This window comes from Marinobacterium alkalitolerans (genome assembly GCF_017776525.1).
In the GTDB taxonomy this organism is placed as follows: domain Bacteria; phylum Pseudomonadota; class Gammaproteobacteria; order Pseudomonadales; family Balneatricaceae; genus Marinobacterium; species Marinobacterium alkalitolerans.
The window spans coordinates 13,651-39,040 of sequence record NZ_JACVEW010000027.1 but is presented as its reverse complement, the minus strand read 5'-3'; the positions used below and the strand labels follow the sequence as shown (position 1 = coordinate 39,040).

Below are 25,390 nucleotides of genomic sequence, written 5' to 3'. Positions count from 1 at the left end.
ACCATACAGCCGGATATTAAACCCATACCCGACAAACAATCCCGCTTGATCAAGGACTTACTTATTCGGCGCAGCCAGCTGCTTGAAATGCAGACCATGGAGAAAAACCGCCTCCAGATCTTGCCAAAAGCCCTGCACCGCTCGATCAAAACATTGCTACGCTCGCTGGACACTCAGATAAAGACTATCACCAAACAGATCGATGAAGCCGTTATACAGGTCAAACATTGGCGTACCAAAACCGAGATCCTGACCAGCGTGCCAGGTGTCGGTAAAGTCCTCGCGTACACCTTGCTCAGCGAGCTTCCAGAACTCGGCAACCTCAACCGTAAAGAGATCGCCGCGCTTGTCGGTGTCGCCCCCATGAACCGAGAAAGTGGGACCTGGAATGGCAAGCGGCGTATCCGCGGAGGCCGTCACCGTATCCGTACGGTCATGTTCATGGCGATGCTGTCATCCATCCAATGTAACCCGATCTTCAAACGCTTCTACGAGCACCTGAAAGCCCAAGGCAAACTGCCCAAAGTGGCCATCATTGCCTGCATGCGCAAGCTCATTGTGGTGCTAAATACCATGCTCAAAAACGAAGAGCTTTGGCGTCATAAAACAGCCTGATTATTTATGCTGGACACCACAGTCACTTGTTATAGGCAATCAGCATAGCAGTCGCGGCAAACACCGGCCACACATCGGCAAATCGCTGCCCATGCAGCCTGAGCCCCCGGCAGGAAAGCCCACCACCTCGGGAGTTCCGACTGCAGGCACCTTTTTTGCTAGGGGCAAAAGCAGTAACAGGGAGGACGCCATATGCTCAGCATTACCGACACACACGCACAAATGACCCCCACAACTGCAGCAAAACAGCCTGAGGCAACAGGCGGTCAGCATTTTTCAGAGCAGTTGAAGGCCGCCATTGCAGAACAGGCACAGGCCTCAGCCGACGAAGCCAAAGCACAGTTTGAAAGCCAGCCGCCCATGACAGCGGAGGAGCCGGTGCAGGATGCCCGCGAAACATTACTCGAAATACTGCAAATGACACCTGCGGAACGGATCCGGTACACCCTGCTGAAAGAGATGGGCTTGACGGAAGAAAGCCTCAGCAAGCTGCCCCCTGAAGAGCGCGAGCGCATCGAGGCCCTGATAGAAAAGGAGATCGAACGCCAGCTGGGCGGTGGCGACAACACTGCAGAGAAAGCAACACAGGCCTGGCAGCTCTGATACCAGCGCGAGAGACTATACATTCGCAAAACCTAATATATAATTAAGGTAATTCTAATTTAAAAGGAGTTATCGGATGTCTCTTAATGCAGCTCTCCGCCTCATGGCCGGTTCAGTGGTGACGCTGAGCCTGATTCTGGGTCATTTCGTATCACCGCTCTGGTTGTGGCTGACCGCCTTTGTCGGCTTCAACCTGCTGCAGTCCGCCTTCACCGGCTGGTGCCCGGCCATTACGCTGTTCCGCATGGTCGGCATGCGCGAAGAAGTCTGTGACTGCCGTGGCATGACCGTTAATCAGGGCGTCCATATCATCGCCGGCGTACTCATTCTCGCTACCACCCTGCCGGTAATACTCGCCGTCGCCCCCGGCACGCTGCTGATCGTCACTCTTATCATCGGCCTGAGCCTGATACAGTCAGCTTTTTCCGGCTGGTGTCCGGCCATCATGATCGCCAAAGCGCTGGGCTTCAAACCTACCCATTCAGCCTGAATGTATCGGGTCCGGGCCACACGGCTCGGCCCCTGCCCTCACCTCGGCATCATTCAGTTGACGGTTACTTTCAGGCAGGATAGCGTTTTGCTGCTGCCTGTATCTGCAGTAACTGTCACGACATGCTGGAGGTATTCAACAAATGTCCGACCCCGTTCGCCTCACACAGTACAGCCATGGTGCCGGCTGTGGCTGCAAGATTTCCCCTGCGGTACTGGATACCATTCTCTCTGGCGCGGGAAGCGAGCTGCAGGACCCCAACCTGTGGGTCGGCAATGCGTCACGAGATGATGCTGCGGTGTACGGGCTGGATGAAACCACCGGCATCGTTTCGACGACCGATTTTTTCATGCCCATCGTGGATGACCCCTTTGATTTCGGCCGCATCGCCGCCACCAATGCCATCAGCGACATCTATGCCATGGGCGGCACCCCCATGATGGCCATCGCCATTCTCGGCTGGCCGGTTAACGTCCTTCCCGCCGAGGTAGCGCGCGAAGTCATCCAGGGCGCTCGCAGCGTATGCGATATGGCAGGCATGCCACTGGCAGGTGGACATTCCATTGATGCCCCCGAACCGATTTTCGGGCTGGCCGTAACCGGACGCGTCGACAAGGCACACCTGAAACGCAATGACGAAGCACGTGTCGGAAATCGACTCTATCTGACCAAGCCGCTGGGCATTGGCGTCCTCACGACCGCCGAGAAACAGGGCAAACTGCGCAAACAGGATCAGGGCGTGGCGCGTGACCTGATGTGCACACTGAACACCGCCGGCCAGCATTTCGCAGTCATGGACGCCGTGTGTGCCATGACGGATGTCACCGGCTTTGGCCTGCTGGGCCACCTGGTTGAGATGGCAGACGGCAGCGGCCTGACAGCCCGCCTGGATATGGATACCGTCCCCCATGTGAACCACCTGGACCACTATCTGGACCAGGGCTGCATCCCCGGCGGTACCGAGCGCAACCATGCCAGCTATGGCCACCGCGTGACCCCACTGACCGAGCGTCAGAAGCAGATCCTGTGCGACCCTCAAACCAGCGGCGGATTATTGGTCTCCGTCACGCCTGAAGGTCAGGCTGCTTTCACGGAAGCTGCGCGAGCACTGGGGATGAAATTGCATCCGATTGCCGAGATGGTGCCTGCCAGTGAATACGCGGTCGAGGTCATTTAATGCACCTGTCCACCGATGACTACCGCGACATTTTTCTGTCCGACAGGCCCTTGATGGATGTCAGGGCGCCGATTGAGTTCGACAAGGGCGCGTTTCCCGGCAGCACCAACCTGCCGTTAATGAATGATGAAGAACGGCATAAAGTCGGAATCTGTTACAAGCAGCAGGGGCAGGATGCTGCCGTACGCCTGGGGCACCGACTGGTATCCGGAGACATCAAACAGGCACGGGTACAGGCATGGGTCGACTTTGCCCGCACCCATCCGGACGGTTTTCTGTACTGCTTCCGTGGCGGCATGCGCTCCAACATCACACAGCAATGGCTGCATGAAGCGGGTATTGACTACCCCCTGGTCACCGGTGGCTATAAAGCGCTGCGCCAGTTCCTGATCATGGAGCTGGAACGGGCGGCTCGGGCCTGTCATTTCACGCAACTGGGTGGATTGACCGGTTGCGGCAAGACCGAGCTGCTACAGGGGCTGGAACAGGCGATCGACCTTGAGGGACATGCCCACCACCGGGGGTCCAGCTTCGGCCGTCATGCAACCCCACAACCCAGCCAGATCAATTTCGAAAACGCGCTCGCCATCGACCTGCTCAAGCACCGGGCACAGGGGCACAGCCATTTGGTCGTAGAAGACGAAAACCGCGGCATCGGCAGCTGCCATGTACCTATGGTGCTGCACCGGCGCTTTGCTGACGCCCCTCTGGTCTGGCTGGACGAGCCCTTTGAAAGCCGGGTCGAGCGTATTCTGAAGGATTATGTCATTGATCTGGCAGCCGAGTTTACCGCCCTGCAGGGGCCTGAAGCAGGTTTTGCTGCCTTTGCCGAGCATCTGCGTAACAGCCTGTCCAGAATTGTAAAGCGCCTGGGGCGCGAACGCTATCAACGGCTCGCCGACATGATGGATGAAGCCCTGAGAATTCAAGGCACCCGGGGCGATACTGGTCGCCACCGCGACTGGATAACCGCCCTGCTTCGTGAATATTACGACCCCATGTACGACTATCAGATCCAGCGCCATGCACAACGCATTGTGTTTCGCGGCACACGTTCAGAGGTCATCGAGTACCTGAACAGCCACTGCGATACAGCAATCTGATCTGGCCTCCACACCGGCTTTAGGGTAAGCTCACACTCCCGCTGTGCTGAGTGCACCCCAGAGCCGCCCTCGCGTTTCCGGTTCGCGCGCCTTCCCAGTTTTACCAATACCCTTTGCAGTGAGTCATTCATGAGTTTTGCCAGTCTCGGCCTGTCCGATGCTATTTTGAAAGCCATTTCCGAACAGGGCTACGACACCCCGTCTCCCATCCAGCAACAGGCGATTCCGGCTGTGCTTGAAGGGCGCGATGTCATGGCCGCAGCCCAGACCGGAACCGGTAAAACCGCAGGCTTTACCCTCCCTATTCTGGAACGCCTGTCCAAAGGTGAACCTGCGCGCAGCAACCAGGCTCGCGTGCTGATCCTGACCCCAACCCGCGAATTGGCCGCCCAGGTTGCCGATAGCGTGGCCACCTATGGCAAGCACCTGAAGCTGCGCTCAACCGTCGTATTTGGCGGGGTAAAAATCAATCCGCAGCTGATGGCCCTGCGCAAGGGGGCCGATATTCTGATCGCCACACCGGGCCGGCTGCTGGATCTGTACAGCCAGAACGCTGTGCGTTTTGACAACCTGGAGGCGCTGGTACTGGACGAAGCGGATCGCATGCTCGACATGGGCTTTATCCATGACATCAAGCGCATCCTCAGACTGCTGCCCAGCAAACGCCAGAACCTGCTGTTCTCGGCCACCTTCTCCAAGGAGATCCGTGAGCTGGCCAAAGGGCTGGTCAATGACCCTGTTGAAGTTTCGGTCACACCGCGCAATTCGACCGCTGAAACGGTCACCCAGTGGATCGCGCCGGTCGACAAGAAGCGCAAAAGCCCCCTGCTGATCAAGTTGATTCAGGATCACAGCTGGTACCAGGTACTGGTCTTTACCCGTACCAAGCACGGGGCCAACCGTCTGGCCACCCAATTGGACAAGGCGGGTATCAAGGCGGCGGCCATTCACGGCAACAAGAGCCAAAGCAGCCGCACCAAGTCATTGAGCGCGTTCAAAAGCAAGGATATTCAGGTACTGGTCGCTACGGATATCGCGGCCAGAGGGCTGGATATCGACCTGCTGCCTCAGGTGGTCAACTTTGACCTGCCCAACGTGCCGGAAGACTATGTGCACCGCATTGGCCGCACCGGACGTGCCGGCGCCAACGGACAGGCGATCTCGCTGGTCAGCGCCGATGAGTTCGATCAGCTGCAAGCCATCGAGCGACTGACCAGCAAGCTGCTGACGCGCAAGCTGATTGAAGGCTTCGAGCCGGTACATGAATTGCCGGAATCCAGCCTGGCCAAGCCGTCCGGCCGTCGCCGCAATCGCCCGAAGAAACCCAAGACACAGCACCGGGATGGCGTGCGCTCAGGGGATGTTCACCGCGGCCACAAGCCACGCAGCCAGAGCCGCAAGGCAACTCCGGCCGGCAACCGCTGACACAGCCGCCTTCTGCCCTGACCCGAGCCTGCCATCAGGTTTCGGGCAGGGTGTCGATCCGGGCCGCCAGCACGAAGTCATTTTCGTGCAGCCCACCTATCTTGTGTGTCCAGATTTCAACACTGGCATGGCCCCAGCCGAAGCTGATCTCCGGATGATGGCCCATCTCTTCCGCCAGCTCCCCGACATGGTTCACAAAGGTCAGCGCCGTCCTGAAGTCAGGAAACGTAAACTTGCGCCGGATTCGGTTGGCCTGCTCCGCCAGCTCCCAGCCTTCCACCTGTTGCAGCAAGGGCTGGATTTCGTCTCGCGTCAGGGCAGGCACATCGCCTTTGCAGGGTACACATCGCTTGTCGGACAATGACATATTACACCTCACATCCAAGGGTTGTTACTTGCAGTCTAGTCACGCAAGGCGCCCCCGTCATACGTGAAGATCGACCTGTCCAAATTGAACTCCGGCCTGCATTTAGTTAATATATTAACTTGTAGAGAGGAGAGATTCATGAACATCAAACTGTCGGTGGTCGACCAGTCACCCGTACACGGCTCACACGCAAAAATCGAAGCCCCACGCCTGACCGTTGAGCTTGCCCAGCTCTGCGATAGCCTGGGTTATCATCGTTACTGGGTTGCCGAACACCACGACAGTATCCACTTCGCCAACCCCTGCCCGGAAATCATGGTAGCGACCATCGCCAGCATGACCGAAAACATCCGCGTCGGCAGTGGCGGCGTCATGCTGTCCCACTACAGCCCGTTGAAAGTGGCTGAATGCTTCAAGATGATGGCCACGCTGCACCCGGATCGTATCGACCTGGGGATCGGGCGCGCGCCCGGCGGCACGGGCCTCACATCGCATGCACTGGCCTACCCGCATGAGCCGCATCACGGGGACCTCTACGCGCAACAGGCACGCCTGCTGGAAGGTTTCGTCAACGGCTCTCTGCCTGATAACCACCCCTACAGCAATATCAGCGTGTTGCCGGATAATCAGCCGTCGCCCGAGCTCTGGATGCTGGGCTCCAGTGGCGGCAGTGCCGGTCTGGCAGGCCACCTTGGCTACAATCTTGCTCTGGCCCGCTTTATTGATCCGGATAACTGCCACCCCTCCATTTTCAAGGCCTATCTGGACGAGTGGCACAAGGCAGGCCATCAAGGCGAGCCCAACAAGATACTGGCGATCGCCTGCATCTGTGCGGAAACGGAAGAAGAAGCGCGACTGAAGGCAGGTACAGCGGTATACCGCAAGCTCGCGGCCCAGATGGGACAGCGGGAAGATTTCCTTACACCTTCAGAAGTACAGGACCGATATGCCGCCTTGTCACTCTCTGAACAGGCGGCTTATGACCATATCCTCAATGGCTACACCGTCGGAACACCTGAGCAGTGCAGGCAGGAGATCGAACAGCTGGCGACTGCCTTTGAGTGCGATGAAATTGCAACCGTGACAGTCACACACAGCCATCAGGACCGCATGGACAGCTACCGCCTTCTGGCCAGCCAGTTCTGATACCGCTCAGCCCCGGGGCATCGGCTCCCGGGGCTGATATCAGACCCGCTTCTGGTATATCACCAGCGCAATGCCTCCCAGAATGGCCATTGAAGCCAGCACCAGCCGCAACGTCAGCATCTCGTCCAGCCAGAGCACGCCGCCCAACGCCGCGATCACGGGCACACTGAGCTGAATACTGGCAGCGGCACTGGCTTTCCAGGCGGGCAATACCCAGTACCAGATGGCATAGCCAAGGCCCGAGGCAAGGCCACCGGATGCCACGGCGTAGAACACACCCTGCATCGAGATATCCGCGCCGGGCCCCCCCAACAGCAGCAGCGGCAGACTCAAGGGCGCTGCACGCAGAAAATTTCCGGCCGTTACTCGCGTTGGATGCCCACTGCCACGACCTCGCAAGGAGTAAATGCCCCAGGCAATACCCGCCGCCAGCATCAACAGGGCTCCCTGCAGAGGCGGCGCCGACAATCCCGGCATCAACAGCCCAACCAGCCCGCCAAGCGCTAGCATCAGCCCGAGAACCTGTAGCGCCGTAAAACGCTCCCCCTTGACCAGACCGTATCCGATCATGGTGGCCTGTACGGCCCCAAAGAGCAGCAAGGCTCCCATGCCCGTTTCGAGACTGATATAGGCGAATGAAAAACCGGCCGCGTAGACAAACAGTGCCAGTGCAGAGGGCCAGCTGCCGTTGCCACTTTCCGCGTCATAGTGGGCTCTTACCAACAGCCAGAGCACAGCCGCACCGGACAGCAGGCGGATTACCGTGAAGCTCGCGGCATCAATGTGCCCTTCACCCAGGGCGGCTCGGCACAACAGGGAGTTACCGGCAAACGCCAGCATGGCCAAAGAGGTCAGGCCCAGTAACGCCGGCAATCTGAGTGCCATGAAAACTCCCTCCCTGTCGAATCCGGTGCGCGCACAATCACTCATGTGCCGTTACACAATAGCTCAGTAAGTGATTGTTGTAACACTTATTCTCTCGCGCCATCAAACACTGTCAAAAGCAGGACAAGGGGCTTAGCGTACGCTGAACGTCCCCTCCATGCCCTTATGCTCAAGCCCACTCATGTAGAAGCTGTATTCACCCGGTTTGATCGGCACAAAATAGATTTCCGCCTCACCTTCACGCTCAAACTCAAGCTCGGTCAATGAAACCGCCTTGATCTCCATATCTCCGGCTTCCACCTTGCGCAGGAAGATGGAGGCGAAAAACTCAGGGGCCTGCATGGCATATTCCTTGCGTCCGGTCGACTCGACCTTGAGCTTGTAGGCCTGCCCGGTTTCCAGTTCATAACGATTGACTGACATAGAGTAATCACTCTGCTCGCTGCCCAGCACCAGATCGGGCAACCGCTCGGGACGCGTGGTCAGGTCTCCTTCAGCCATCGCAGCGGGTGCGGCCATGAGACTGGAAAACATCAGGGTGGCCAGGGCCAGTGAACGGGTGGGGGTCGACATGATTCAGTCCTTTCATTGCTGTTATTTCCCACCATCCTAGAGACCTGCCCGCGCCACAACATACTACTTCGGTACTGAATGTTTCCGACTTTCTGAATATTTCATCCCGACACACTCCTCCCTAAGCTGGCTCCATAACAACGATAAGCCAAGAGTATGAAAATGAAGCGCCTCCCCCGACTGATGCTATCGGCATTGCTGGCCGCGCCACTGGGTCTGCAGGCCGCCACGCAAGAGATCCATATCGGCTACCTCGGCTTTGAGCCGGATCATGGCCCCGTACTGTCCAACATTCTGCCGGAGCCGGCTGATGCAGGCTTGCGCGGTGCCGAGCTGGGCATCAATGACAGCAACACTACCGGCCGCTTTCTCAAGCAGCACTACACCCTGCACGCCACCAGTACTGACCGGCAAGACGAGATCGTGCAGGCAGCTGAAACCCTCTATCAACAGGGTGTGCGGCTGTTCGTGCTGAACCTGAACACCCGGCAGCTGATTGACGTTGAGGCCGCGCTCAACGATGACGTGCTGCTTATCAATGCAGGCAGTCAGGACAATACACTGCGCACCAGCCAATGTATTCCCGGCATGCTCCATACCCTGCCCTCACGCGCCATGCTGACGGACGCACTGGCGCAATGGCTCGCCTCACGTCGCTGGCAACGCTGGCTGGTCATCGAAGGCAATCAGCCTGAAGACCGCCGCTATGCCGATTCCCTGCTCAGAAGCGCTCAGCGCATGGGCGCCACAATTGTGGAGCGCAAGGCCTGGAGTTATGACACCGATCTGCGCCGAACGGCTCAGAAAGAGCTGCCCCCGTTTACCCAGACCGATGAGTACGACGTGGTGGTCGTGGCGGATGAACGCGGGGATTTCGGCGAATACGTGCCTTACAACACCTGGTACCCGCGTCCGGTGGTCGGGACTCAGGGCATGTCCCCGGTGACCTGGCATCGTGTTGTCGAGGCCTGGGGCGCCGCTCAACTGCAGAGCCGGTTCGAGACGCTGGCCGACCGCTGGATGAACGGGCGTGACTACGCCAGCTGGGCCGCTGTGCGTTCGGTCGCGGAAGCGGTAACGCAGACCCGCAGCACTGACCCGAACACCCTGAAGGCATTCATTCTGTCGGATCAATTCCAGCTCGGCGCCTTCAAGGGACGCAAGCTGACCTTCAGAGACTGGAGCGGTCAGCTTCGCCAACCCATCCCGCTGGTTCACCCCCGTGCACTGGTATCCCAGTCCCCTCAGGCCGGCTTCCTGCACCCGAAAACCGATCTGGATACGCTGGGCTTCGATGCCAGCGAGAGCCAGTGTTCAGTCAAAGGAGATTCCTGATGTTCAAGCCCCCCTTCCTCAAGTCACTGTTGCTGAGCGCTCTGATGGCAGCGCCGGCAGCTCAGGCTGCGACCGCCTATGTGTCCAACGAAAAGGACAATACGCTGTCAGTCATTGATCTGAACACGCTGGAGGTCACCGATACAATCGAAGTGGGTGAACGCCCGCGCGGCATTGCGCTGTCAAAGGACAAGACGCGGCTCTACATCTGCGCCAGCGACTCCGATACCGTTCAGGTGATGGATCTGGCCACCCACCGCATCATCAGCAACCTGCCCTCGGGTGAAGACCCGGAGCAGTTTGCACTGCACCCTGACAACAAGCGCCTGTACATCTCCAACGAGGACGATGCGCTGGTGACGGTGGTCAACACCGAGAGCCACGAGGTACTGGCCCAGATCGAAGTCGGGGTCGAGCCGGAAGGCATGGCGGTAAGCCCGGATGGGCGCTGGGCCGTGAACACCAGCGAAACCACCAGCATGCTGCACTGGATCGACACGGAAACACACGAGCTGGTGGACAATACGCTGGTCGACCAGCGCCCCCGCCACGTGGAATTCAGCCAGAACGGTGAGATCCTCTGGGCCTCTTCCGAAATCGGCGGCACCGTCTCTGTAGTAGACGTGGCCAGCCGTGAAATCATCAAGAAGCTCAGCTTCAAGATCCGTGGCATTCATCCGGACAAAATCCAGCCCGTAGGCGTGAAGCTCTCGGCCGACGGACGTTACGCCTTTGTCGCCCTGGGCCCGTCCAACCACGTTGCGGTGGTCGATGCCAGTACCTATGAAGTGCTGGACTACCTGCTGGTGGGTCGCCGCGTCTGGCACATGGAATTCACCCCCGACCAGCGTTACCTGTTGACCACCAATGGCGTCAGCGGTGATGTGTCGGTGATCGATGTCGACGCACTGAAAGTCATCAAATCGATCAAGGTCGGACGCTACCCCTGGGGTGTGGTCACACTGGAGTAAAACATGGGGATCGAGGTAGAAGGGCTGTCATTTCATTATGGCAGCCGCAAGGCCCTGAATGACGTGAGCTTTCAGCTTGAAAGCGGTCGCCTGAACGCTTTGCTGGGCCCCAACGGCGCCGGCAAGAGCACCCTGTATGCCTTGCTGACCCAGCTGTATTCACTGCAGTCAGGCGACATCCGTCTGGATGGAGTTCCCACGCGCCGCCAGCCCCGTGCGCTCAAGCAGACGCTGGGGGTGGTGTTTCAGCAGAGCACCCTGGATCCGGACCTGAGCGTGCTGCAGAATCTGGAATACCACGGCGCCCTGCATGGACTCTCGCCCAAACAGGTACGTCAGCAGGCCGAATCGCTGCTGGCTGAGCTGGGACTGGCAGATCGCCTCAAGGACAGCATTCGCAGTCTCAACGGTGGCCATCGGCGTCGGGTCGAGATCGCACGCGCGCTGCTGCACCGACCGTCCATTCTGCTGCTCGATGAGGCCACCGTCGGACTGGATACCGCCGCACGCCAGGCCATCAATCGCCATGTACGCGGCTTGTGCCAGCAACATCAGCTTACCGTGCTCTGGGCCACGCATCTGATCGAAGAGATCGAGCCGGATGACCCGGTGCTGATCCTGCATCAGGGCAGACTGCTGACACAGGGGCGTGCACAAGACCTCTGTGCTCAACAGGGCACGCACTCGCTGGCGGAAACCTTTGAGCAACTGACTGGCCTGAAGGATACGCCCCCATGTCACTGAGTGCCTATTTCATCGCCTTCACGGGCATACTGAAACGCGAATTCCTCCGCTTTCTGCACCAGCGGACCCGCTTTCTCAGTGCGCTGGTGCGCCCTTTGCTCTGGCTGGTCGTTTTTGCCGCCGGTTTTCGGGCCGCTCTGGGGGTATCCATTATTCCCCCGTACGAAACCTACATCACCTACGAAACCTATATCCTGCCGGGGCTGTGCTGCATGATTCTGCTGTTCAACGGCATGCAGGGTTCCCTGTCCATGGTGTACGACCGTGAAATGGGGAGCATGAAGGTTCTGTTGATGAGCCCACTGCCGCGCCCCTGGCTGCTGTTTTCCAAGCTGGTTGCCATCGCGCTGTTATCACTGGCTCAGGTGTATGCCTTTATCGGGCTGGGCTGGCTGGTCGATGTGGAGCCGCCGCTGGTCGGGCTGCTGACAGCGCTGCCGGCTCTGCTGCTCACCGCATTGATGCTGGGGGCCATAGGGCTGTTTCTGTCATCGCGCATTCGGCAACTGGAAAACTTCGCCGGGGTGATGAACTTTGTCATTTTCCCAATGTTTTTCATGTCATCGGCACTCTACCCGCTCTGGAAAATGCGTGAATCCAGCGAGTGGCTCTATTGGGTCTGCAGTCTTAATCCCTTTACCCATGCCGTCGAGCTGGTGCGCTTCGCACTGTATGCGGAGTTCAACGGGCAGGCATGTCTGATCACACTGGCCACGACGGTCGTGTTTACCGTATTGGCGTTGATGGGGTTCAGAGCCGAACAGGTTGCGCGCCCGAAAAAGGGTTGATGCCGCTCAACCGGCGATCAGGTGTGTCATCAAGGCCCGGAGCTTGCCGGGCTTGACCGGCTTGTTCAGCACCTGCACGCCAGCTGCACGGAAATCGGCACGGGTGTCCGAGGTGCGGTCTGCGGTCAGCATCATCATGGGCACGGCATCCATTCCGGCCGCGTTCAGGAGGCCCCTCAGCTCCAACCCGGTGCGTGCTTCTTCAAGGTGGTAATCCGCCAACACCAGATCCGGGCGTTGCCGGTGGCACAGCGTGATGGCGTCATCCAGTGTCATGGCCAGTTCGGCCTCAATACCCCACCCTTGCAGCAACGCATCCATACTGGCAAGAATCTCCGGGTCGTTATCCAGCACCAGCACCCGCTTGCCCGCGATGGCATCGGGCGCCGCCATGGGCGGCTGAGCGGCCCCGACCAGACTGGTGGGCATGTGCGCCGCCAGCGGCACACGCACTTCAAAGCAGGAACCGGCGCCCTCCACTGAACGCACCCCAAGTGGATGCTCCAGCATGCGGGCAATGCGGTCGACAATCGCCAGCCCCAGCCCCACGCCGCCCTTGCGCGACTGATGATGGGACAAACGGCAGAATTCCATAAAGATCGCTTCCTGCTTGTCATCCGGGATGCCACCGCCGGTGTCCCACACCTGCAGCAACAGGTGTTGCCCCTGACGGCGCAGCCCCATGAGCACGCCACCTTCATCCGTGTAACGGAAGGCATTACTGAGAAAGTTGCGCAGGATGCGAGTCAGAAGGCGAGGATCGCTGGTGATCCAGAGATCGCGCTGATGGACGCGAAAGCTCAACCCGGCAGCCTCTGCCACCGGCTCGAATTCGGCCTTGAGGCTGTCCAGCAGACGGGTAATTGGAAAGCTCTGAAACTCGGGCTGAACGGCATTCTGATCCAGCCGGGAAATGTCGAGCAGATCCGTCAGAAGTTGCTCGGCACCGTCCAACGCCAGGTGGACCCGGTCTACGAGATTGGCTTCGGTATCCGGCAGACTGCGTTCCTGCAGCGCGGCGATCAGCAGCCGTGCCGCATTCAGGGGCTGCAGCAGGTCATGACTGGCGGCCGCCAGATACTTGTCCTTACTGCGATTGGCCTCCTCCGCCGCGGCTCGGGCCAACTGTGCGGCCTGCTCCGCCTGCTCACGTGTTTTCACCTCCTGCAGCAGGCGCTGGTTCACCTCCATCAGTTCACGAGTACGCTCTTCTACTCGCTGTTCAAGCTCCTCGTTCAGCGTATGCATGCGCTGCTGAACGCGCTTGCGTTCGGTGATATCGGCCACGAACACCACGATGTCGGAATGCTCACCACGGTTGCGCAGCAGAATATTCATCGACACTTCAACCGGGCTGCCATCGGCACGGCGCAGCCGAGTCTCATAAAGGAACAACTGGCCATCGGCAATCAGGCGGGCAGTCATCAGTCTGAACTCACGCTCGCTGAACAAAAGGTCAGTGGCGAAGTTGAGCCCCTCGGTCATGGCCGACTCATCGGGATAGGCACAAATACGTGTCAGCGCCCGATTCACCTTGCCGATACGCCCTGTGAGGTCGGCCTGAAAGATACCGTGCAGCGCGTTTTCAAAGAGCCATTTGTAGCGGTTGCGCTCCTCCTCAAGTTCCTCGATCTTGCTCAGGAGCTCGGGGTAATAGCTCTTGCGAGCGGACTGGCCGCCCAGTCCGATCAGGTCTTCAAATGTCAGTTCAGCCGCGTCAGAGGGCTTCTTCATACACGGCCTCAACATCACGCCGGTTGGATTTGCGCGGGTTGGTCAGAATACAGGGATCCTTGATCGCATTCTGGCTCAGGTAAGGAATATCGGTAATGTGCACGCCCTGCTCGGCCAGGCTCTGATACAGGCCCACCTCGCGCTTCAGGGCAATCACATGCTGCATCAGGCGTCGCTTGATCTGGGACTGACTCAGCCCGCGCGGGTCAATCCCCATGGTTTCAGCCACTACGCGGAACCGATCCGTGGCGGCGCTGTAGTTGTAGTCGATCACATGCTCCAGCAGCATGGCGTTGCACAGGCCGTGCGGCAGATCCAGATAGCCTCCCAGGCTGTGGGACATGGCGTGTACCGCACCGAGAATGGCGTTGGAGAAGGCCAGCCCCGCTTTCATCGACCCCAGCATCACCTGCTCACGCAAGTGGCCATCTTCAGGCTGCTCTACCAGCAGCGCCAAGTGGGTATTGATCAGCCGGATCGCATCCAGCGCGTGCATGTCCGTCAGCGCTCCGCTGCCGGTGGAGACGAAGGCTTCTATGGCATGTACCAGCGCATCCACGCCGGTGCAGGCTGTCAGAAAGCTGTCCATGGTGCGTGTGGTATCGGGATCGATCAGGGCCACGTCCGGCACCACGGATTTGCTGACGATGGAAAACTTGAAGCGCTCTTCGGTGTTGGAGATGATCGCGAACTGTGACACATCGGCCGAAGTGCCCGCTGTGGTCGGAATGAAGATCAGCGGCGGTATCGGGCTCTCAATCCGATCCACACCTTCAAATTCAATAATGCTGCGTCCGTGCGTACTGACAATTCCGATCCCCTTGGCACAGTCCATCGGGCTGCCGCCCCCCACCGCCACAATCACGTTGCAGCCCTGCTCACGATACAGCTCCGCGCCCCGCATGATCTGCTCAACGCGGGGATTGGGGCTCACATCGGTAAAGCGGACACAGGGGATACATTGCTCGGCCAGCAGCGTTTCGATTTCATCGACCCAGCCGGCAGCTTCAACACCGGGGTCAGATACAACCATGACCTTGCGGGCACCAAAGGTGCTGGCATAGTTGGCAACGGTTTTGCGGGCACCACTGCCAAAAATGATCTCGGGTGAGACAAACTTGCGCAGACGGGAGATGTCAGAACTCATACTTCAGCCTCTAACGGGTGCAGGCCCCGCATCATCATTATTGTTATTGGTCTCATTATACTGAGCCGCCCGCAGCCGAACAGTCTACAAAGGTGCACAAAATGTCACAAAACTGCACATTCCGTCGCATCTTTATGCTTTAGTATTAGATACCATTGTCCTCATAAACTCTCGCCAAGGCAGCACTGCGCTGCATCAGGGAAAGGAGGACAATTCCGACATGGAAAAACAATCAGCCCTACACCAGCACGTGGTTATCGTGGGGGGCGGTGCCGGTGGTCTTGAGCTGGCCACACGCCTGTCCCGCAAGTACCGCCGCAAGGGCCTCAAGGTCACGCTGATCGACGCCGAAACCACCCATATCTGGAAACCTTTGCTGCACGAAGTGGCAACGGGCTCTCTGGATGCCGGCATCGACGAACTGAGCTACTCCGCTCAGGCCCGCAGCGCCGGCTTCAAGTTCCAGGTGGGCCGCATGGAAAGCCTCAATCGCGATCAGCGATGCATTCATCTGGCCGAAGTAAAAGGACAGGATGGTCAAACACTGCTGCCGGCCCGCACGCTGTACTATGACTACCTGATCATGGCCGTTGGCAGCGTGACCAATGACTTCGGGGTTGAAGGGGTTGCAGAGCACTGCACCTTCCTTGATTGCCGCAACGAAGCGGAGCAGTTCCGCCGCACCTTGCTGGAAGCCTACCTCAAGGCCAGCAACAGCCCTGACCAGCGCCTGCGTATTGCGATTGTGGGAGCCGGAGCGACCGGCGTCGAGCTGTCCGCTGAACTCTTCAACGCAGCCAAGGAACTGGCGGCCTATGGCATATCGAAACTCGAACGTGATCGCCTCGATGTGGTGCTGGTGGAAGCAGGCCCCAGTATCCTGCCCGCACTGCCCGAACGCATCTCGTCAGCAGCCCGGTCAGAGTTGAGCAAACTCGGCGTAAATGTGCGTGAAAACACCCGCATCACCTCCGTGAATAAGGCCGGACTGGTCACGGATGAAGGCGAGGTCATCGAAGCGCAGCTTAAAGTCTGGGCCGCAGGGATACGCGCACCCGATTTTCTGGCGCAACTGGACGGACTGGAGTGCAACCGCATCAATCAACTGGTGGTGAACCCGACCCTGCAAACCACGCTGGACAAGCGCATCTTTGCACTGGGTGATTGCGCCGCCTGCCCCAGACCGGACGGGTCAGGTAACGTGCCTCCACGTGCTCAGGCCGCCCACCAGATGGCCAGTCATATCTACAAGCACTTCAACCGCATCCTGCGTGATGAGCCCATCCCCGATTACGAGTACAAGGATTACGGATCTCTGGTGTCACTGAGCCGCTTCAGCACCGTGGGCAGCCTGATGGGCAACCTCACCAGTGGCAGTCTGATGGTGGAAGGCCGTCTGGCCCGGGTCGTATACGTGTCACTCTATCGTCTGCACCAACTGGCGGTACACGGGTACATCAAAACCTTCTTGATCACGCTGGTAGACCGCATAAATAAGGTGATCAGACCCCGACTCAAGCTGCATTAACCCTTTCGAGTCATTCACGGCAATGAGCGTTTTACCGGCCCGCTAGGCCGGTATTTTTTTGCGCCTTTTCCGGTTTTGCTACACTTCCAGTGCATATACAGAGGGTCCACCGCATGTTTACACGTGAGATCGCCGACCGTCTTTTCAAGGCTGCGCTCATCGCCGACAGCCATGCACTCGGTCTGCACTGGATCTATGACACCGACCTGCTCGATCGCGAGCCTCTCGACTTAAACCGCCTGCATGCCCCCATGAGCCATTGGCATGGCATCCGCCAGGCGGGCGAGCAAACCCATTATGGCGACCAGCTGGTTCATCTGGTTGAGTACTGCCGCCAGCACCCCAGAATTGAGCAGGAACACTACCAGCGTGCCTGGGCCAGCTTCATGCAGCACTACACCGGCTATCAGGACAAGGCGACGGTGACCACTCTCGAGCGCCTTGAACACGGGCGCGCGCCGGCCGCCTCCAGCTCAACCGAGCTGTCAGCCGTGATTCGCATGATCGCGCCGCTGACACTGGCGAAAGACCGGGACGATTACCTGGATCAGGTCACCGCTGCCGTCAGTGCCACTCACGACTCCGAACTGACCATTCAAACGGCGCACTATTTCGCCCGGGTGTTGATCGATGTGCTGTCAGGCCGTGACCTGATCCGCTCTCTTGAGCGTCACCTCGATCAACTGCCACCTGAACTCCAGACGCTGGCTACCGAGGGGCTCGCATCTGCCGGTGAAGACACACGGCACACATTACGCCGATTTGGCATTGCCTGTGATACCCGGCACGGTTTGCCGGGCATCCTCCATCTGGTTGCCCGCTTTACCAGCCTCGAGCCGCTAATGAAAGAAAACGTTCTGGCAGGCGGAGACTCCAGTGCTCGCGGCATGGTCGCAGCCGTACTCCTTACGGCGGCAGACCCTGATCAACCCGAGCGACTGCCGGCACATCTTCTACCCTGCATACTGGTATCAAAAACGCCCTAACATAAAGGTATGACCAAAAAGTTGCGTTGACTCACAAGCAGAAATGCATAGAATTGCGCCCTTTTATAATTTCCACTTGCGTGGACGCATGCTCTTTTTTGATATCGACTATAATTAAACAACTATTTGCCTCACCGCAGCAATCTTGTGCGCAGGCCAGCCCCCACCCAATAACGATACGAGCATGCCCAGACAACCGGGGCTGAAAGACACACAACGCAGGACCCGGTAGCCATGAGAAAGAACCTGCCCGTCACCACCAATGAGCGTCGTCTTGAGCCTCATGACAAGCTGATCTCCACGACGGATGTTCAAGGCAACATCACTCACTGCAACGATGTCTTCATCAACATCAGTGGTTTTTCACGCGATGAACTGCTCGGCCAGCCGCACAATCTGGTCCGTCACCCCGACATGCCCGAAGCGGCCTTCCAGATCATGTGGGAGCACCTCAAGGCCGGCCGACCGTGGATGGGGCTGGTAAAGAACCGTTGTAAGAATGGTGATTTCTATTGGGTCAATGCCTATGTCACGCCGATCACCGAAGGCGGACAAACCATTGGCTATGAATCGGTGCGTGTCTGCCCTTCACGCAAGGATGTCGCCCGTGCCGAGGCGGTCTACAGCGCGATCAACAAACGCGGCAAAGCCCCCTCCAACCTGCAGCTGCCCTGGCCTTGGATCACCCTGGGCGCAGGCCTTCTGGGCAGTGCTCTGCTCAGCACATCCGGCTACACCCTGCCGGCTATGGGACTGCTGGCCGCTGCATCTGCAGGCTCGCTGGCACTGCAGCAACAGCAATGCAAACACAAGCTGGACAAGCTGCTTGGCCTGATGCCCAGAGCCTTTCGTCATCCTGTTGCCGCGGCGACCTATACCGACGACAGCGGCAAGTTTGCTGAGTTGCAGGTCGCCATTCTCAGTGAAAGCGCCCACCTGGATACAGTGCTCACACGTATTGATGAAGTCTCCCAGACCCTGAACAGCAAGGCGTCCGGCAGCCTGGAAAAGAGCGAGCGGGCATTTGAAGCCATGCGCAAGCAGCAGCATGAAACCGACCAGGTGGCAGCGGCCATGCATCAGATGAGCGCTACCATCAATGAAGTTTCGGGGCATGTGCAGGAAACCGCAGAGCATGCCGACAGCTCCAACACCACGGCACTGAAGGGCCGTGAGCTGGCCTCAACCACCAGTCGATCAATTGCTCACCTCGGTGAAACCGTTCACGGCATTTCCGAGTCCGTCACCGCCCTTTCCGAGCAGACGGAACAGATTGCGCAGGCCGCTGAGATTATTGAGCAAATCGCTGATCAGACCAATCTGCTGGCACTGAACGCCGCCATCGAAGCCGCACGTGCCGGTGAGCATGGTCGCGGGTTCGCGGTTGTCGCCGATGAAGTGCGTGAGCTGGCATTGAGAACGCGCGGCTCAACTCAGGAGATCCACGGCATCGTCACCGAACTCCAGTCACGCGCACGGCGCTCGGTCGAAGTCGCAAAGGAAGGTGAAACCGAAGCGGCTGACGGTCTGGCTCAGGTAAAAGAAGCCGAACAACTGCTGAACGATATTGCCGAACGGATGGGCAGCATTGCCAACATGTCGCTGCAGATGGCCACGGCCATTGAGGAGCAGGCTCAGGTTTCGGAAGATATCAGCCAACAGGTCGTCAATATCTCCAACCTGTCCAATGAAAGCCTTGAGGAAGCCGGTGAGTCAGCCAATACCACCCGGGAATTGCGCAAGCTCTCCAGTGACATGCACGAGCTGGTCACCGGCTTCAAGCGGTGATCAGGCGACAATCATGGCCACACATGCGGCCGTCAGAGCGCCCATACTGATATTGAAGTAGCGCCAATGGCGAGCCGTGGTGAGCAGCCGTCCGATCATGACGCCAAACCCGGCCCAGATCGAAATCGACGGAATGCTCACCGCCACCATCAGGCCCATCAGCAACAGCGCCGAAGCCACGAACGCATCACCCGCCAGGGTAAAAGACGCCACACCTGAAATCGACATGATCCAGGCCTTGGGGTTGGCAAACTGGAACGCCGCGGCCTGCCAGAATGTCAGCGGCTTGCCCTGATCATCTGCTGCCGCCGGCGGAGGTGCAGAGGCTATTTTCCAGGCCAGCCACAACAGGTAGGCACCACCAATCACTTTCAACACCGTCTGCAGCTGCGGCCACTGCTCAAACACGGCCCCAAGCCCGAGCGCCACGGCCGCCAGCAGTACCAGGCAGCCGATCACGACCCCGAAAATATGGGGCAGTGTGCGGCGGAAGCCGAAGTTGGCACCGGATGCCGTCAGCATCATATTGTTGGGCCCGGGTGTCGCCGTCATGGTAAACGCGAACACCGAAGCAGGCCCGATCAGCGGAAGCAGTTCGCTAAAGGGGGCGTTCATGGCGGTGATATCCTTAATTGTAGGGGTTCTTTCGGGAGAAAATCGGCATAAATTCACCATTGAACCGATACAATAAACTTTATTACCGCATGATTGTTTGAGCAATGTTTACTTTGTGACCGATACAATCTAATGTCACCCTGACAATTGGACTGGAGAGACTTCATGGACCTGCAAGAGCGCGCACGCCAGCGGTGTCACTGGCTTCCCGACCTGTCTGCCTCCTCGCCGCCAATGTACAAGGCGCTGGTAGAACAACTGGCACAGGACATCGCCTCAGGTGCAATCAAACCGGGTGATCGTCTGCCCCCTCAGCGCCTGCTGGCCGATGCGCTTCAGGTGACGGTGGGTACCGTGACCCGCGCCTACCGGGAAGCCGAGCGTCGTGGCCTGGTGGAGGCCAAGGTTGGCAGTGGTACACGTGTGCGCGGCACTCAAGAACAGGCCCCCAATTTTCACCACCTTACCCGTGCCGGCCAGGACAGCATCGACCTGTCACTGAGCGTGCCCATCCCCAATCCACTGCGCCAGCAGCAGCTCTCGGCGATGATGGAGCAGTTGTCACAGATGCCGGAAGCGCTGCAGACCGCCCTGAACTATCAACCTGAGCAAGGCTGCCTTGAGCAGCGCGAGCAGTTGAGTGCATGGCTGGCGCAGCAGGGACTGAGTATCGCGCCCGAAGAGATGATCGTCACCGAGGGGGGCCAGCATGCGGATTTTCTGACCCTTCAGGCCCTGATCAAGCCCGGTGAAGCGGTCGCCTCGGCAGCTCTCACCTACCCCGGCATGATTGCCGCCGCACGCCAGCTGGGGCTGAAACACTTGCCGGTCCCCACTGACAGCGAAGGTATTCGGCCCGATGCGCTGGAGCGCCTGTGCCAGCAGCAGCGCATACGCCTTTTGTACCTGATGCCCGAATACAGCAACCCCGGCGGCGAACACATGTCACTGGCACGCCGAAAAGCCATCGTAGAAGTGGCCCGCCGGCACGATATGCTGCTGCTGGAAGACGGGGTTCAGTTCGTACCTGCCACCCTGCGCGGCAAGCCGCTGTTTGAACTGGCGCCGGAACGTGCCCTGTATATTTTCAGCGTCTCCAAATTGCTGGCGGGCGGGCTTCGCTTTGGCGCCCTGCGCGCGCCTGCCAATCTGATGCCACAACTGCGTGCAGCACTCAGAGCACAATGCTGGGCGCCTCCCGGCCTGATGGGAGCGGTGGCCTGCCGCTGGCTGACCAGCAGCGATGCGGATGTTCTGTTGAACTGGCAATGGCAGGCACTGCAACAACGCCAGAACATTCTGTCGGAGGTACTGGCGGGCTATCCGGTTCGGTCACACCCCTGCGGCTTCAACGCCTGGCTGCCACTACCTGAACCCTGGCGTGCTTCCGAGTTCGTTCAGCATGCGGAAAAACAGGGCGTTACCCTGATCGCGTCCGATCCCTTCTGTGTCGGCAGTCAGCCGGCACCCCAGGCCGTTCGCATCTGTATTACCCCGCCACCAACGGATGACATTCTGCGGCAAGGGCTGGAACGGTTGCGAGCCATGCTGGATGAGGCGCCCCCCATGCTGGCGCCCCTGATTTGACCCGCCCCGGTGAAGCCGTGTTATACACTTCACCTGAAGACATTATTGCCATGGAGTATCAAGGATGTTGAGCGTAGAAGTGACCGGCCTGTTCGGGCTTATTTTGCTGATACTGGATGTGATGGCCATTATCAAAACCATTCAGAGCCGCGCCAGTACGGCAGCCAAGGTCTTCTGGGTAGTCGCCATTTTGATCCTGCCGCTGCTGGGTCTGATCCTGTGGTTTCTGTTTGGCCCCAAAGGCTCTGGCGCCCGCTAACAGATCCGTGGCAGCTGTGCGCCGGTCAGCGGCTCCAGTAGACGACGCCCGCCAAAGCGGCTTTTCACCTGTACCTTGCCGGGCCACTGATCGACCACCCGGCCGATCAGGCAGGCATCCTGACCCGCCGGGTGTCTGCGCATGGCCGCCAGCACCGCATCCGCTTCGGATTCCGGCAACACCGCTGCCAGCATCCCTTCGTTGGCCAGATAGGCCGGATCCAGGCCCAGAATTTCGCATACACCTCTGACTTCGGCCCGAATCGGCAGTGCATCTTCATCCAGCTGGAAACCGACTCCGGCGGTGCCGGCCATCTCACTTAACACGGTCGCCAAACCGCCGCGCGTCGCATCTCGCATGGCGTGAATGTCCCGGCTGGCTGTCAGCATCAGTTGCACCAGCTCATGCAAGGGCTGGCAGTCACTGGCGATATCCACTTGAAGCCCCAGATCACCGCGGGCCTGCATGATCGCGGCACCGTGATCGCCCAGTGTACCGCTGACGATAATCACGTCACCGGGTTCACACTGACGCGCCGCCATCTGGATACCGGCCGGAATGATTCCGATACCACTGGTGTTGATGAACACCTTGTCGGCCTTGCCACGGGGTACCACCTTGGTATCACCGGTCACGATGGCCACACCGGCTGCTCGGGCGGCCTGAGCCATGGAACGGGTAATACGGCGCAATAGCTCCAATTCCAGCCCTTCTTCCAGAATGAAGCCGCAACTCAGAAAGCGTGGAATTGCTCCCCCCACCGCCAGATCATTGAGAGTGCCGTTAACCGCCAGGGTGCCGATATCCCCACCGGGAAACTCAATCGGATCGACCACGTAACTGTCAGTGGTAAACGCCAGCCGATCCCCCAACAATGACAGCTCGGCAAGCGATGCCCGCGCCTGGTCTTCAAGCTGTCGCAGCTCCGGACAATCGAAGGCTGACAGGAACACGGATTCCAGCAGCTGGCGGGCGGCCAGCCCCCCTTCCCCCTGTGCCAGCGTGACCCGGCTGCTTGACTGGCTCATGGTGTCTCGTCTCCTCGATACTGGTAGCAGGCGGCACAGGCGCCCTCGGAGGAGACCATCAAGGCGCCCACGGGGTGCTCAGGTGTACATTCACGGCCAAACAGTGGGCAGGCACGTGGTTTCAGACTGCCCCTTAATACTTCCCCGCAGCAGGCGTATTCAGGTGTAGCTGCAGGCTCGGACTGCAGCACCGCTGCGAAACGCTGTTCGGCATCAAAGTGTGAGAAAGCCGTGCGGAACTGAAGCCCCGAGCCCTCTATTGCGCCCAGCCCTCGCCATTCCGACGATTGGGCCGGTTCAAACAGGGCATGAATGGCCACACAGGCCTGTGCATTCCCGGCCTCACTGACCACTCGCGCATACTGGTTTTCAACTTTCGGCTGTCCCGTCGCGAGCTGCTCCAGCACCATATGGATGGACTGCAGCAGGTCGAGCGGCTCAAAGCCCGACACGACCAGAGGACGCTGATAGCGCTGAGACACAAACTGATAGGGTGCCGTGCCGATCACCATGCTGACATGTCCGGGGCCGATAAAGGCATCCACGGCAAGCTCAGGATCATCCAACAACGCCTGTAAGGTCGGGATGATGCTGATATGGCGGGCTAACATACTGAAATTGTCCACCCCTTCCTGCTCGGCCTGAATCAGCGTCATGGCGGTCGCCGGAATGGTGGTTTCAAAACCGATGGCCAGGAACACCACCTCCTTTTCGGGGTGCTTTCGGGCAAGTTCCAGCGCATCCAGAGGCGAGTACACGGTGCGCACATCCACGCCTTCTGCCCGTGCCTGCAACAGGCTTTTGTGACTGCCCGGCACGCGCAGGGCATCACCGAAGCTGGCCAGAATCACATCCGACTGCTGCGCCATCGCAATGGCGGTGTCGATGCAGGCGCGCGGCAATACGCACACCGGACAGCCGGGACCATGCACCAGCTCCAGCCCCTGGGGCAGCAGTTGGTCCAGCCCATAGCGGAAGATGGTATGGGTATGACCGCCACAGACTTCCATCACCCGCACGACTTCGCGTTCTGCCAGCGGTGTCTGCGTCATCAATTGATCAATACGGGACAGCAGGGCCTGCGCCAGCGCCGGATCTCGGAACTCATCAACCAGCTGCATTCTCTGACTCCTGTTCCATCTGCTGCATCTCCTGCAGCAATGCCAGCGTTCGCTGCGCTTCATCACGGTCAATCAGGCTCATGGCGAACCCGACATGGACCAGTACCCACTGGCCCAACAGGTCTTCCGCCCGAGTCTGTTCATCCAGCAGGCAGGCCAGACTGACCTGACGCCGAACCCCGCTGATCTCGACCCAGGCCAGATCATCCGTTTCCAGTGCGACTATCTCACCGGGGATTCCAAGACACATCGGCTTACCCCTGTTCCAACTGAGCCCTCAGCTCATCCAGCTCCTGCTGCAAGTGCCCAATCCGTGTTTCCACCAGCGACTGGTACTCTCCTTCCAGCCAATCCAGCCATTCGGGCAGCCCCTCTCCGGTTGTCGCCGAAAGCTGAATCACCTCGATGCTCGGGTTGATCCGGCGTGCATACTCGATGCAGCGTTCCACATCAAAATCCACATGCGGCAGCAGGTCGGTCTTGTTGATGACCATGAGCCGTGAAGCGGCAAACATGTCGGGGTATTTAAGGGGTTTGTCGTCTCCTTCGGTGACGGACAGGATCACTACCTTGGCCGCCTCCCCAAGATCAAAGTTGGCGGGGCAGACAAGGTTGCCGACATTCTCGATATACAGAATGCCGTTCCTCAAGGCTCCAAGATCCTCCATGGCATGCCCCACCATGTGGGCATCCAGGTGACAGCCCGTGCCCGTATTGATCTGAACGGCATGGGCACCGGTCGCTTCGATGCGATTTGCATCCTGCCGCGTCTGCTGATCCCCTTCGATCACGGCCACTTCGATTCTGCCCAGCTGTGACTTGAGGGTTTCCTCCAGCAGTCGTGTTTTCCCCGCTCCCGGGCTGGACACCAGATTCAGCACCAGCAGGCTGTTACGGGCAAAGTATTCACGATTGGTCTGCGCGTACCGATTGTTGAGGCTGAACAGGTCCAGATCGACCTCCAAACGCCGACGCTGGCTCTGGCCTGCTTCCTTTTCTGCCGGCTGATGGCAGCCACAGGTTCCACACATGATTATTCAACCTCCAGTTCCTTGATAGCCACTCCGTCACCGCTGAGTAGTGCCAGCCCCTCGGCTGCGCAGTTCGGGCAGGGGTCGAACCGACTACTGACCGTGCAGATCTCGCCGCAGACACCACAACGTGCCCGGGCCGGCTGCTCCACTATATGCAGTGTAGCGCCATCAGCCAGTGTCCCGCGACTGCAGGCCGAAAACGCGAATTCCAATGACTTAGGCATGACAGCCGACATCGGCCCGACTTCGAGCCAGATTTCATGGACGCGGCTGAAGCCCTGCTGCTGAGCCTGCATCTCAAGCTGCTTGATGAGCGAGCGGCACAACGAGAGTTCATGCAT

27 protein-coding genes are annotated in these 25,390 nt (G+C 59.0%); 16 read left to right on the top strand and 11 right to left on the bottom strand.

Annotation, left to right across the window (positions count from 1 at the left end):
* The 6 genes from H9C73_RS14325 to H9C73_RS14300 all read left to right on the top strand — a co-directional run.
* Positions 1 to 615, top strand: a 615-nt coding sequence (locus H9C73_RS14325; protein ID WP_209288586.1) for a transposase, incomplete at its 5' end; no start/stop codon positions are given.
* A gap of 192 nt (positions 616 to 807) precedes the next feature.
* Positions 808 to 1,218 (top strand): hypothetical protein, encoded by a 411-nt coding sequence (locus H9C73_RS14320; protein ID WP_209288585.1) that lies wholly within the window; start codon positions 808 to 810, stop codon positions 1,216 to 1,218.
* Positions 1,219 to 1,294: 76 nt separating this feature from the next.
* Positions 1,295 to 1,708 carry a YgaP family membrane protein gene (locus H9C73_RS14315; protein WP_209288584.1) on the top strand — a complete coding sequence of 138 codons (414 nt, stop codon included), beginning with the start codon at positions 1,295 to 1,297 and terminating at the stop codon, positions 1,706 to 1,708.
* A gap of 142 nt (positions 1,709 to 1,850) precedes the next feature.
* Complete coding sequence (gene selD, locus H9C73_RS14310) at positions 1,851 to 2,885, top strand: selenide, water dikinase SelD (protein WP_209288583.1); 1,035 nt, start codon at positions 1,851 to 1,853, stop codon at positions 2,883 to 2,885.
* Positions 2,885 to 3,988, top strand: coding sequence for a tRNA 2-selenouridine(34) synthase MnmH (gene mnmH / locus H9C73_RS14305; RefSeq protein ID WP_209288582.1), 1,104 nt, complete (start codon positions 2,885 to 2,887; stop codon positions 3,986 to 3,988). The genes selD and mnmH overlap by 1 nt, the downstream gene beginning before the upstream one ends.
* A gap of 129 nt (positions 3,989 to 4,117) precedes the next feature.
* Complete coding sequence (locus H9C73_RS14300; RefSeq protein ID WP_209288581.1) at positions 4,118 to 5,413, top strand: DEAD/DEAH box helicase; 1,296 nt, start codon at positions 4,118 to 4,120, stop codon at positions 5,411 to 5,413.
* 34 nt (positions 5,414 to 5,447) lie between these two features.
* On the opposite strand, the gene H9C73_RS14295 is transcribed toward H9C73_RS14300, so the two are convergent.
* Positions 5,448 to 5,780, bottom strand: coding sequence for a 4a-hydroxytetrahydrobiopterin dehydratase (locus tag H9C73_RS14295; RefSeq protein ID WP_209288580.1), 333 nt, complete (start codon positions 5,778 to 5,780; stop codon positions 5,448 to 5,450).
* A 138-nt stretch (positions 5,781 to 5,918) separates the two neighbouring features.
* On the opposite strand from H9C73_RS14295, the gene H9C73_RS14290 reads away from it, so the two are divergent.
* Positions 5,919 to 6,926 (top strand): MsnO8 family LLM class oxidoreductase, encoded by a 1,008-nt coding sequence (locus H9C73_RS14290; protein WP_209288579.1) that lies wholly within the window; start codon positions 5,919 to 5,921, stop codon positions 6,924 to 6,926.
* Positions 6,927 to 6,965: 39 nt separating this feature from the next.
* On the opposite strand, the gene H9C73_RS14285 is transcribed toward H9C73_RS14290, so the two are convergent.
* Together H9C73_RS14285 and H9C73_RS14280 are read right to left on the bottom strand one after the other, a co-directional pair.
* On the bottom strand, positions 6,966 to 7,811 hold the full coding sequence (locus tag H9C73_RS14285; protein WP_236014302.1) for a DMT family transporter: 846 nt from the start codon (positions 7,809 to 7,811) through the stop codon (positions 6,966 to 6,968).
* Positions 7,812 to 7,943: 132 nt separating this feature from the next.
* Positions 7,944 to 8,384 (bottom strand): cupredoxin domain-containing protein, encoded by a 441-nt coding sequence (locus H9C73_RS14280; protein WP_209288578.1) that lies wholly within the window; start codon positions 8,382 to 8,384, stop codon positions 7,944 to 7,946.
* 162 nt (positions 8,385 to 8,546) lie between these two features.
* Between H9C73_RS14280 and H9C73_RS14275 the strand changes: the two genes are divergently transcribed.
* Genes H9C73_RS14275 through H9C73_RS14260 form a run of 4 tightly spaced genes read left to right on the top strand, consistent with a single transcriptional unit; the run spans position 8,547 to position 12,222 of the window.
* Positions 8,547 to 9,719, top strand: a complete 1,173-nt coding sequence (locus H9C73_RS14275; protein WP_236014301.1) for an ABC transporter substrate-binding protein — start codon at positions 8,547 to 8,549, stop codon at positions 9,717 to 9,719.
* Positions 9,719 to 10,690 carry a YVTN family beta-propeller repeat protein gene (locus H9C73_RS14270; RefSeq protein WP_209288576.1) on the top strand — a complete coding sequence of 324 codons (972 nt, stop codon included), beginning with the start codon at positions 9,719 to 9,721 and terminating at the stop codon, positions 10,688 to 10,690. Before H9C73_RS14275 ends, H9C73_RS14270 begins: the two co-directional genes overlap by 1 nt.
* Before the next feature lie 3 nt (positions 10,691 to 10,693).
* The gene (locus tag H9C73_RS14265) at positions 10,694 to 11,434 is read left to right on the top strand and encodes an ABC transporter ATP-binding protein (RefSeq protein WP_209288575.1); all 741 of its coding nucleotides are present in this window, start codon (positions 10,694 to 10,696) and stop codon (positions 11,432 to 11,434) included.
* On the top strand, positions 11,425 to 12,222 hold the full coding sequence (locus H9C73_RS14260; protein WP_236014300.1) for an ABC transporter permease: 798 nt from the start codon (positions 11,425 to 11,427) through the stop codon (positions 12,220 to 12,222). The genes H9C73_RS14265 and H9C73_RS14260 overlap by 10 nt, the downstream gene beginning before the upstream one ends.
* Before the next feature lie 6 nt (positions 12,223 to 12,228).
* Here the strand turns inward: H9C73_RS14260 and H9C73_RS14255 are convergent, their stop codons facing one another.
* The gene (locus tag H9C73_RS14255; RefSeq protein WP_209288574.1) at positions 12,229 to 13,956 is read right to left on the bottom strand and encodes a PAS domain-containing hybrid sensor histidine kinase/response regulator; all 1,728 of its coding nucleotides are present in this window, start codon (positions 13,954 to 13,956) and stop codon (positions 12,229 to 12,231) included.
* The gene (ercA, locus tag H9C73_RS14250) at positions 13,940 to 15,103 is read right to left on the bottom strand and encodes an alcohol dehydrogenase-like regulatory protein ErcA (protein ID WP_209288573.1); all 1,164 of its coding nucleotides are present in this window, start codon (positions 15,101 to 15,103) and stop codon (positions 13,940 to 13,942) included. The genes H9C73_RS14255 and ercA overlap by 17 nt, the downstream gene beginning before the upstream one ends.
* A gap of 220 nt (positions 15,104 to 15,323) precedes the next feature.
* Here ercA and H9C73_RS14245 point away from each other — a divergent pair, with 220 nt between their 5' ends.
* The 3 genes from H9C73_RS14245 to H9C73_RS14235 all read left to right on the top strand — a co-directional run bounded on the left by H9C73_RS14245 (position 15,324) and on the right by H9C73_RS14235 (position 19,405).
* On the top strand, positions 15,324 to 16,631 hold the full coding sequence (locus H9C73_RS14245; protein ID WP_209288572.1) for an NAD(P)/FAD-dependent oxidoreductase: 1,308 nt from the start codon (positions 15,324 to 15,326) through the stop codon (positions 16,629 to 16,631).
* Positions 16,632 to 16,744: 113 nt separating this feature from the next.
* Positions 16,745 to 17,617 (top strand): ADP-ribosylglycohydrolase family protein, encoded by an 873-nt coding sequence (locus H9C73_RS14240; RefSeq protein WP_209288571.1) that lies wholly within the window; start codon positions 16,745 to 16,747, stop codon positions 17,615 to 17,617.
* A 234-nt stretch (positions 17,618 to 17,851) separates the two neighbouring features.
* Positions 17,852 to 19,405 (top strand): methyl-accepting chemotaxis protein, encoded by a 1,554-nt coding sequence (locus tag H9C73_RS14235; RefSeq protein ID WP_209288570.1) that lies wholly within the window; start codon positions 17,852 to 17,854, stop codon positions 19,403 to 19,405.
* Here the strand turns inward: H9C73_RS14235 and H9C73_RS14230 are convergent, their stop codons facing one another.
* On the bottom strand, positions 19,406 to 20,020 hold the full coding sequence (locus H9C73_RS14230) for a LysE family translocator (protein ID WP_209288569.1): 615 nt from the start codon (positions 20,018 to 20,020) through the stop codon (positions 19,406 to 19,408).
* 165 nt (positions 20,021 to 20,185) lie between these two features.
* Here H9C73_RS14230 and H9C73_RS14225 point away from each other — a divergent pair, with 165 nt between their 5' ends.
* Positions 20,186 to 21,607, top strand: coding sequence for an aminotransferase-like domain-containing protein (locus tag H9C73_RS14225; protein WP_209288568.1), 1,422 nt, complete (start codon positions 20,186 to 20,188; stop codon positions 21,605 to 21,607).
* Positions 21,608 to 21,671: 64 nt separating this feature from the next.
* Positions 21,672 to 21,866, top strand: a complete 195-nt coding sequence (locus tag H9C73_RS14220) for a PLDc N-terminal domain-containing protein (RefSeq protein WP_209288567.1) — start codon at positions 21,672 to 21,674, stop codon at positions 21,864 to 21,866.
* Here the strand turns inward: H9C73_RS14220 and hypE are convergent.
* The 5 genes from hypE to hypA are packed head-to-tail and all read right to left on the bottom strand — an operon-like array spanning position 21,863 to position 25,390.
* Positions 21,863 to 22,894, bottom strand: coding sequence for a hydrogenase expression/formation protein HypE (gene hypE / locus H9C73_RS14215; protein ID WP_209288566.1), 1,032 nt, complete (start codon positions 22,892 to 22,894; stop codon positions 21,863 to 21,865). The two genes, H9C73_RS14220 and hypE, sit on opposite strands and share 4 nt — an antisense overlap.
* Complete coding sequence (gene hypD / locus H9C73_RS14210; RefSeq protein WP_209288565.1) at positions 22,891 to 24,015, bottom strand: hydrogenase formation protein HypD; 1,125 nt, start codon at positions 24,013 to 24,015, stop codon at positions 22,891 to 22,893. The genes hypE and hypD overlap by 4 nt, the downstream gene beginning before the upstream one ends.
* On the bottom strand, positions 24,002 to 24,265 hold the full coding sequence (locus tag H9C73_RS14205; protein WP_209288564.1) for a HypC/HybG/HupF family hydrogenase formation chaperone: 264 nt from the start codon (positions 24,263 to 24,265) through the stop codon (positions 24,002 to 24,004). Before H9C73_RS14205 ends, hypD begins: the two co-directional genes overlap by 14 nt.
* A 4-nt stretch (positions 24,266 to 24,269) precedes the next feature.
* Positions 24,270 to 25,046: a hydrogenase nickel incorporation protein HypB gene (gene hypB / locus H9C73_RS14200; protein WP_209288563.1), complete on the bottom strand. Its 777-nt coding sequence runs from the start codon at positions 25,044 to 25,046 to the stop codon at positions 24,270 to 24,272.
* A gap of 2 nt (positions 25,047 to 25,048) precedes the next feature.
* Positions 25,049 to 25,390, bottom strand: coding sequence for a hydrogenase maturation nickel metallochaperone HypA (gene hypA, locus H9C73_RS14195; protein WP_209288562.1), 342 nt, complete (start codon positions 25,388 to 25,390; stop codon positions 25,049 to 25,051).

Excerpts from the sequence above, each read along its gene's own strand:
- H9C73_RS14295 (WP_209288580.1), bottom strand. The coding sequence starts at position 5,780 with ATGTCATTGTCCGACAAGCGATGTGTACCCTGCAAAGGCGATGTGCCT.
- H9C73_RS14315 (WP_209288584.1), top strand. The coding sequence starts at position 1,295 with ATGTCTCTTAATGCAGCTCTCCGCCTCATGGCCGGTTCAGTGGTGACG.
- H9C73_RS14225 (WP_209288568.1), top strand. The coding sequence starts at position 20,186 with ATGGACCTGCAAGAGCGCGCACGCCAGCGGTGTCACTGGCTTCCCGAC.
- hypB (WP_209288563.1), bottom strand. The coding sequence starts at position 25,046 with ATGTGTGGAACCTGTGGCTGCCATCAGCCGGCAGAAAAGGAAGCAGGC.
- H9C73_RS14275 (WP_236014301.1), top strand. The coding sequence starts at position 8,547 with ATGAAGCGCCTCCCCCGACTGATGCTATCGGCATTGCTGGCCGCGCCA.
- H9C73_RS14270 (WP_209288576.1), top strand. The coding sequence starts at position 9,719 with ATGTTCAAGCCCCCCTTCCTCAAGTCACTGTTGCTGAGCGCTCTGATG.
- H9C73_RS14300 (WP_209288581.1), top strand. The coding sequence starts at position 4,118 with ATGAGTTTTGCCAGTCTCGGCCTGTCCGATGCTATTTTGAAAGCCATT.
- H9C73_RS14220 (WP_209288567.1), top strand. The coding sequence starts at position 21,672 with ATGTTGAGCGTAGAAGTGACCGGCCTGTTCGGGCTTATTTTGCTGATA.
- H9C73_RS14240 (WP_209288571.1), top strand. The coding sequence starts at position 16,745 with ATGTTTACACGTGAGATCGCCGACCGTCTTTTCAAGGCTGCGCTCATC.
- H9C73_RS14320 (WP_209288585.1), top strand. The coding sequence starts at position 808 with ATGCTCAGCATTACCGACACACACGCACAAATGACCCCCACAACTGCA.
- H9C73_RS14265 (WP_209288575.1), top strand. The coding sequence starts at position 10,694 with ATGGGGATCGAGGTAGAAGGGCTGTCATTTCATTATGGCAGCCGCAAG.
- H9C73_RS14260 (WP_236014300.1), top strand. The coding sequence starts at position 11,425 with ATGTCACTGAGTGCCTATTTCATCGCCTTCACGGGCATACTGAAACGC.
- H9C73_RS14255 (WP_209288574.1), bottom strand. The coding sequence starts at position 13,956 with ATGAAGAAGCCCTCTGACGCGGCTGAACTGACATTTGAAGACCTGATC.
- H9C73_RS14290 (WP_209288579.1), top strand. The coding sequence starts at position 5,919 with ATGAACATCAAACTGTCGGTGGTCGACCAGTCACCCGTACACGGCTCA.
- hypE (WP_209288566.1), bottom strand. The coding sequence starts at position 22,894 with ATGAGCCAGTCAAGCAGCCGGGTCACGCTGGCACAGGGGGAAGGGGGG.
- hypA (WP_209288562.1), bottom strand. The coding sequence starts at position 25,390 with ATGCATGAACTCTCGTTGTGCCGCTCGCTCATCAAGCAGCTTGAGATG.
- H9C73_RS14245 (WP_209288572.1), top strand. The coding sequence starts at position 15,324 with ATGGAAAAACAATCAGCCCTACACCAGCACGTGGTTATCGTGGGGGGC.
- hypD (WP_209288565.1), bottom strand. The coding sequence starts at position 24,015 with ATGCAGCTGGTTGATGAGTTCCGAGATCCGGCGCTGGCGCAGGCCCTG.
- ercA (WP_209288573.1), bottom strand. The coding sequence starts at position 15,103 with ATGAGTTCTGACATCTCCCGTCTGCGCAAGTTTGTCTCACCCGAGATC.
- H9C73_RS14230 (WP_209288569.1), bottom strand. The coding sequence starts at position 20,020 with ATGAACGCCCCCTTTAGCGAACTGCTTCCGCTGATCGGGCCTGCTTCG.
- H9C73_RS14280 (WP_209288578.1), bottom strand. The coding sequence starts at position 8,384 with ATGTCGACCCCCACCCGTTCACTGGCCCTGGCCACCCTGATGTTTTCC.
- selD (WP_209288583.1), top strand. The coding sequence starts at position 1,851 with ATGTCCGACCCCGTTCGCCTCACACAGTACAGCCATGGTGCCGGCTGT.
- H9C73_RS14235 (WP_209288570.1), top strand. The coding sequence starts at position 17,852 with ATGAGAAAGAACCTGCCCGTCACCACCAATGAGCGTCGTCTTGAGCCT.
- H9C73_RS14285 (WP_236014302.1), bottom strand. The coding sequence starts at position 7,811 with ATGGCACTCAGATTGCCGGCGTTACTGGGCCTGACCTCTTTGGCCATG.
- mnmH (WP_209288582.1), top strand. The coding sequence starts at position 2,885 with ATGCACCTGTCCACCGATGACTACCGCGACATTTTTCTGTCCGACAGG.
- H9C73_RS14205 (WP_209288564.1), bottom strand. The coding sequence starts at position 24,265 with ATGTGTCTTGGAATCCCCGGTGAGATAGTCGCACTGGAAACGGATGAT.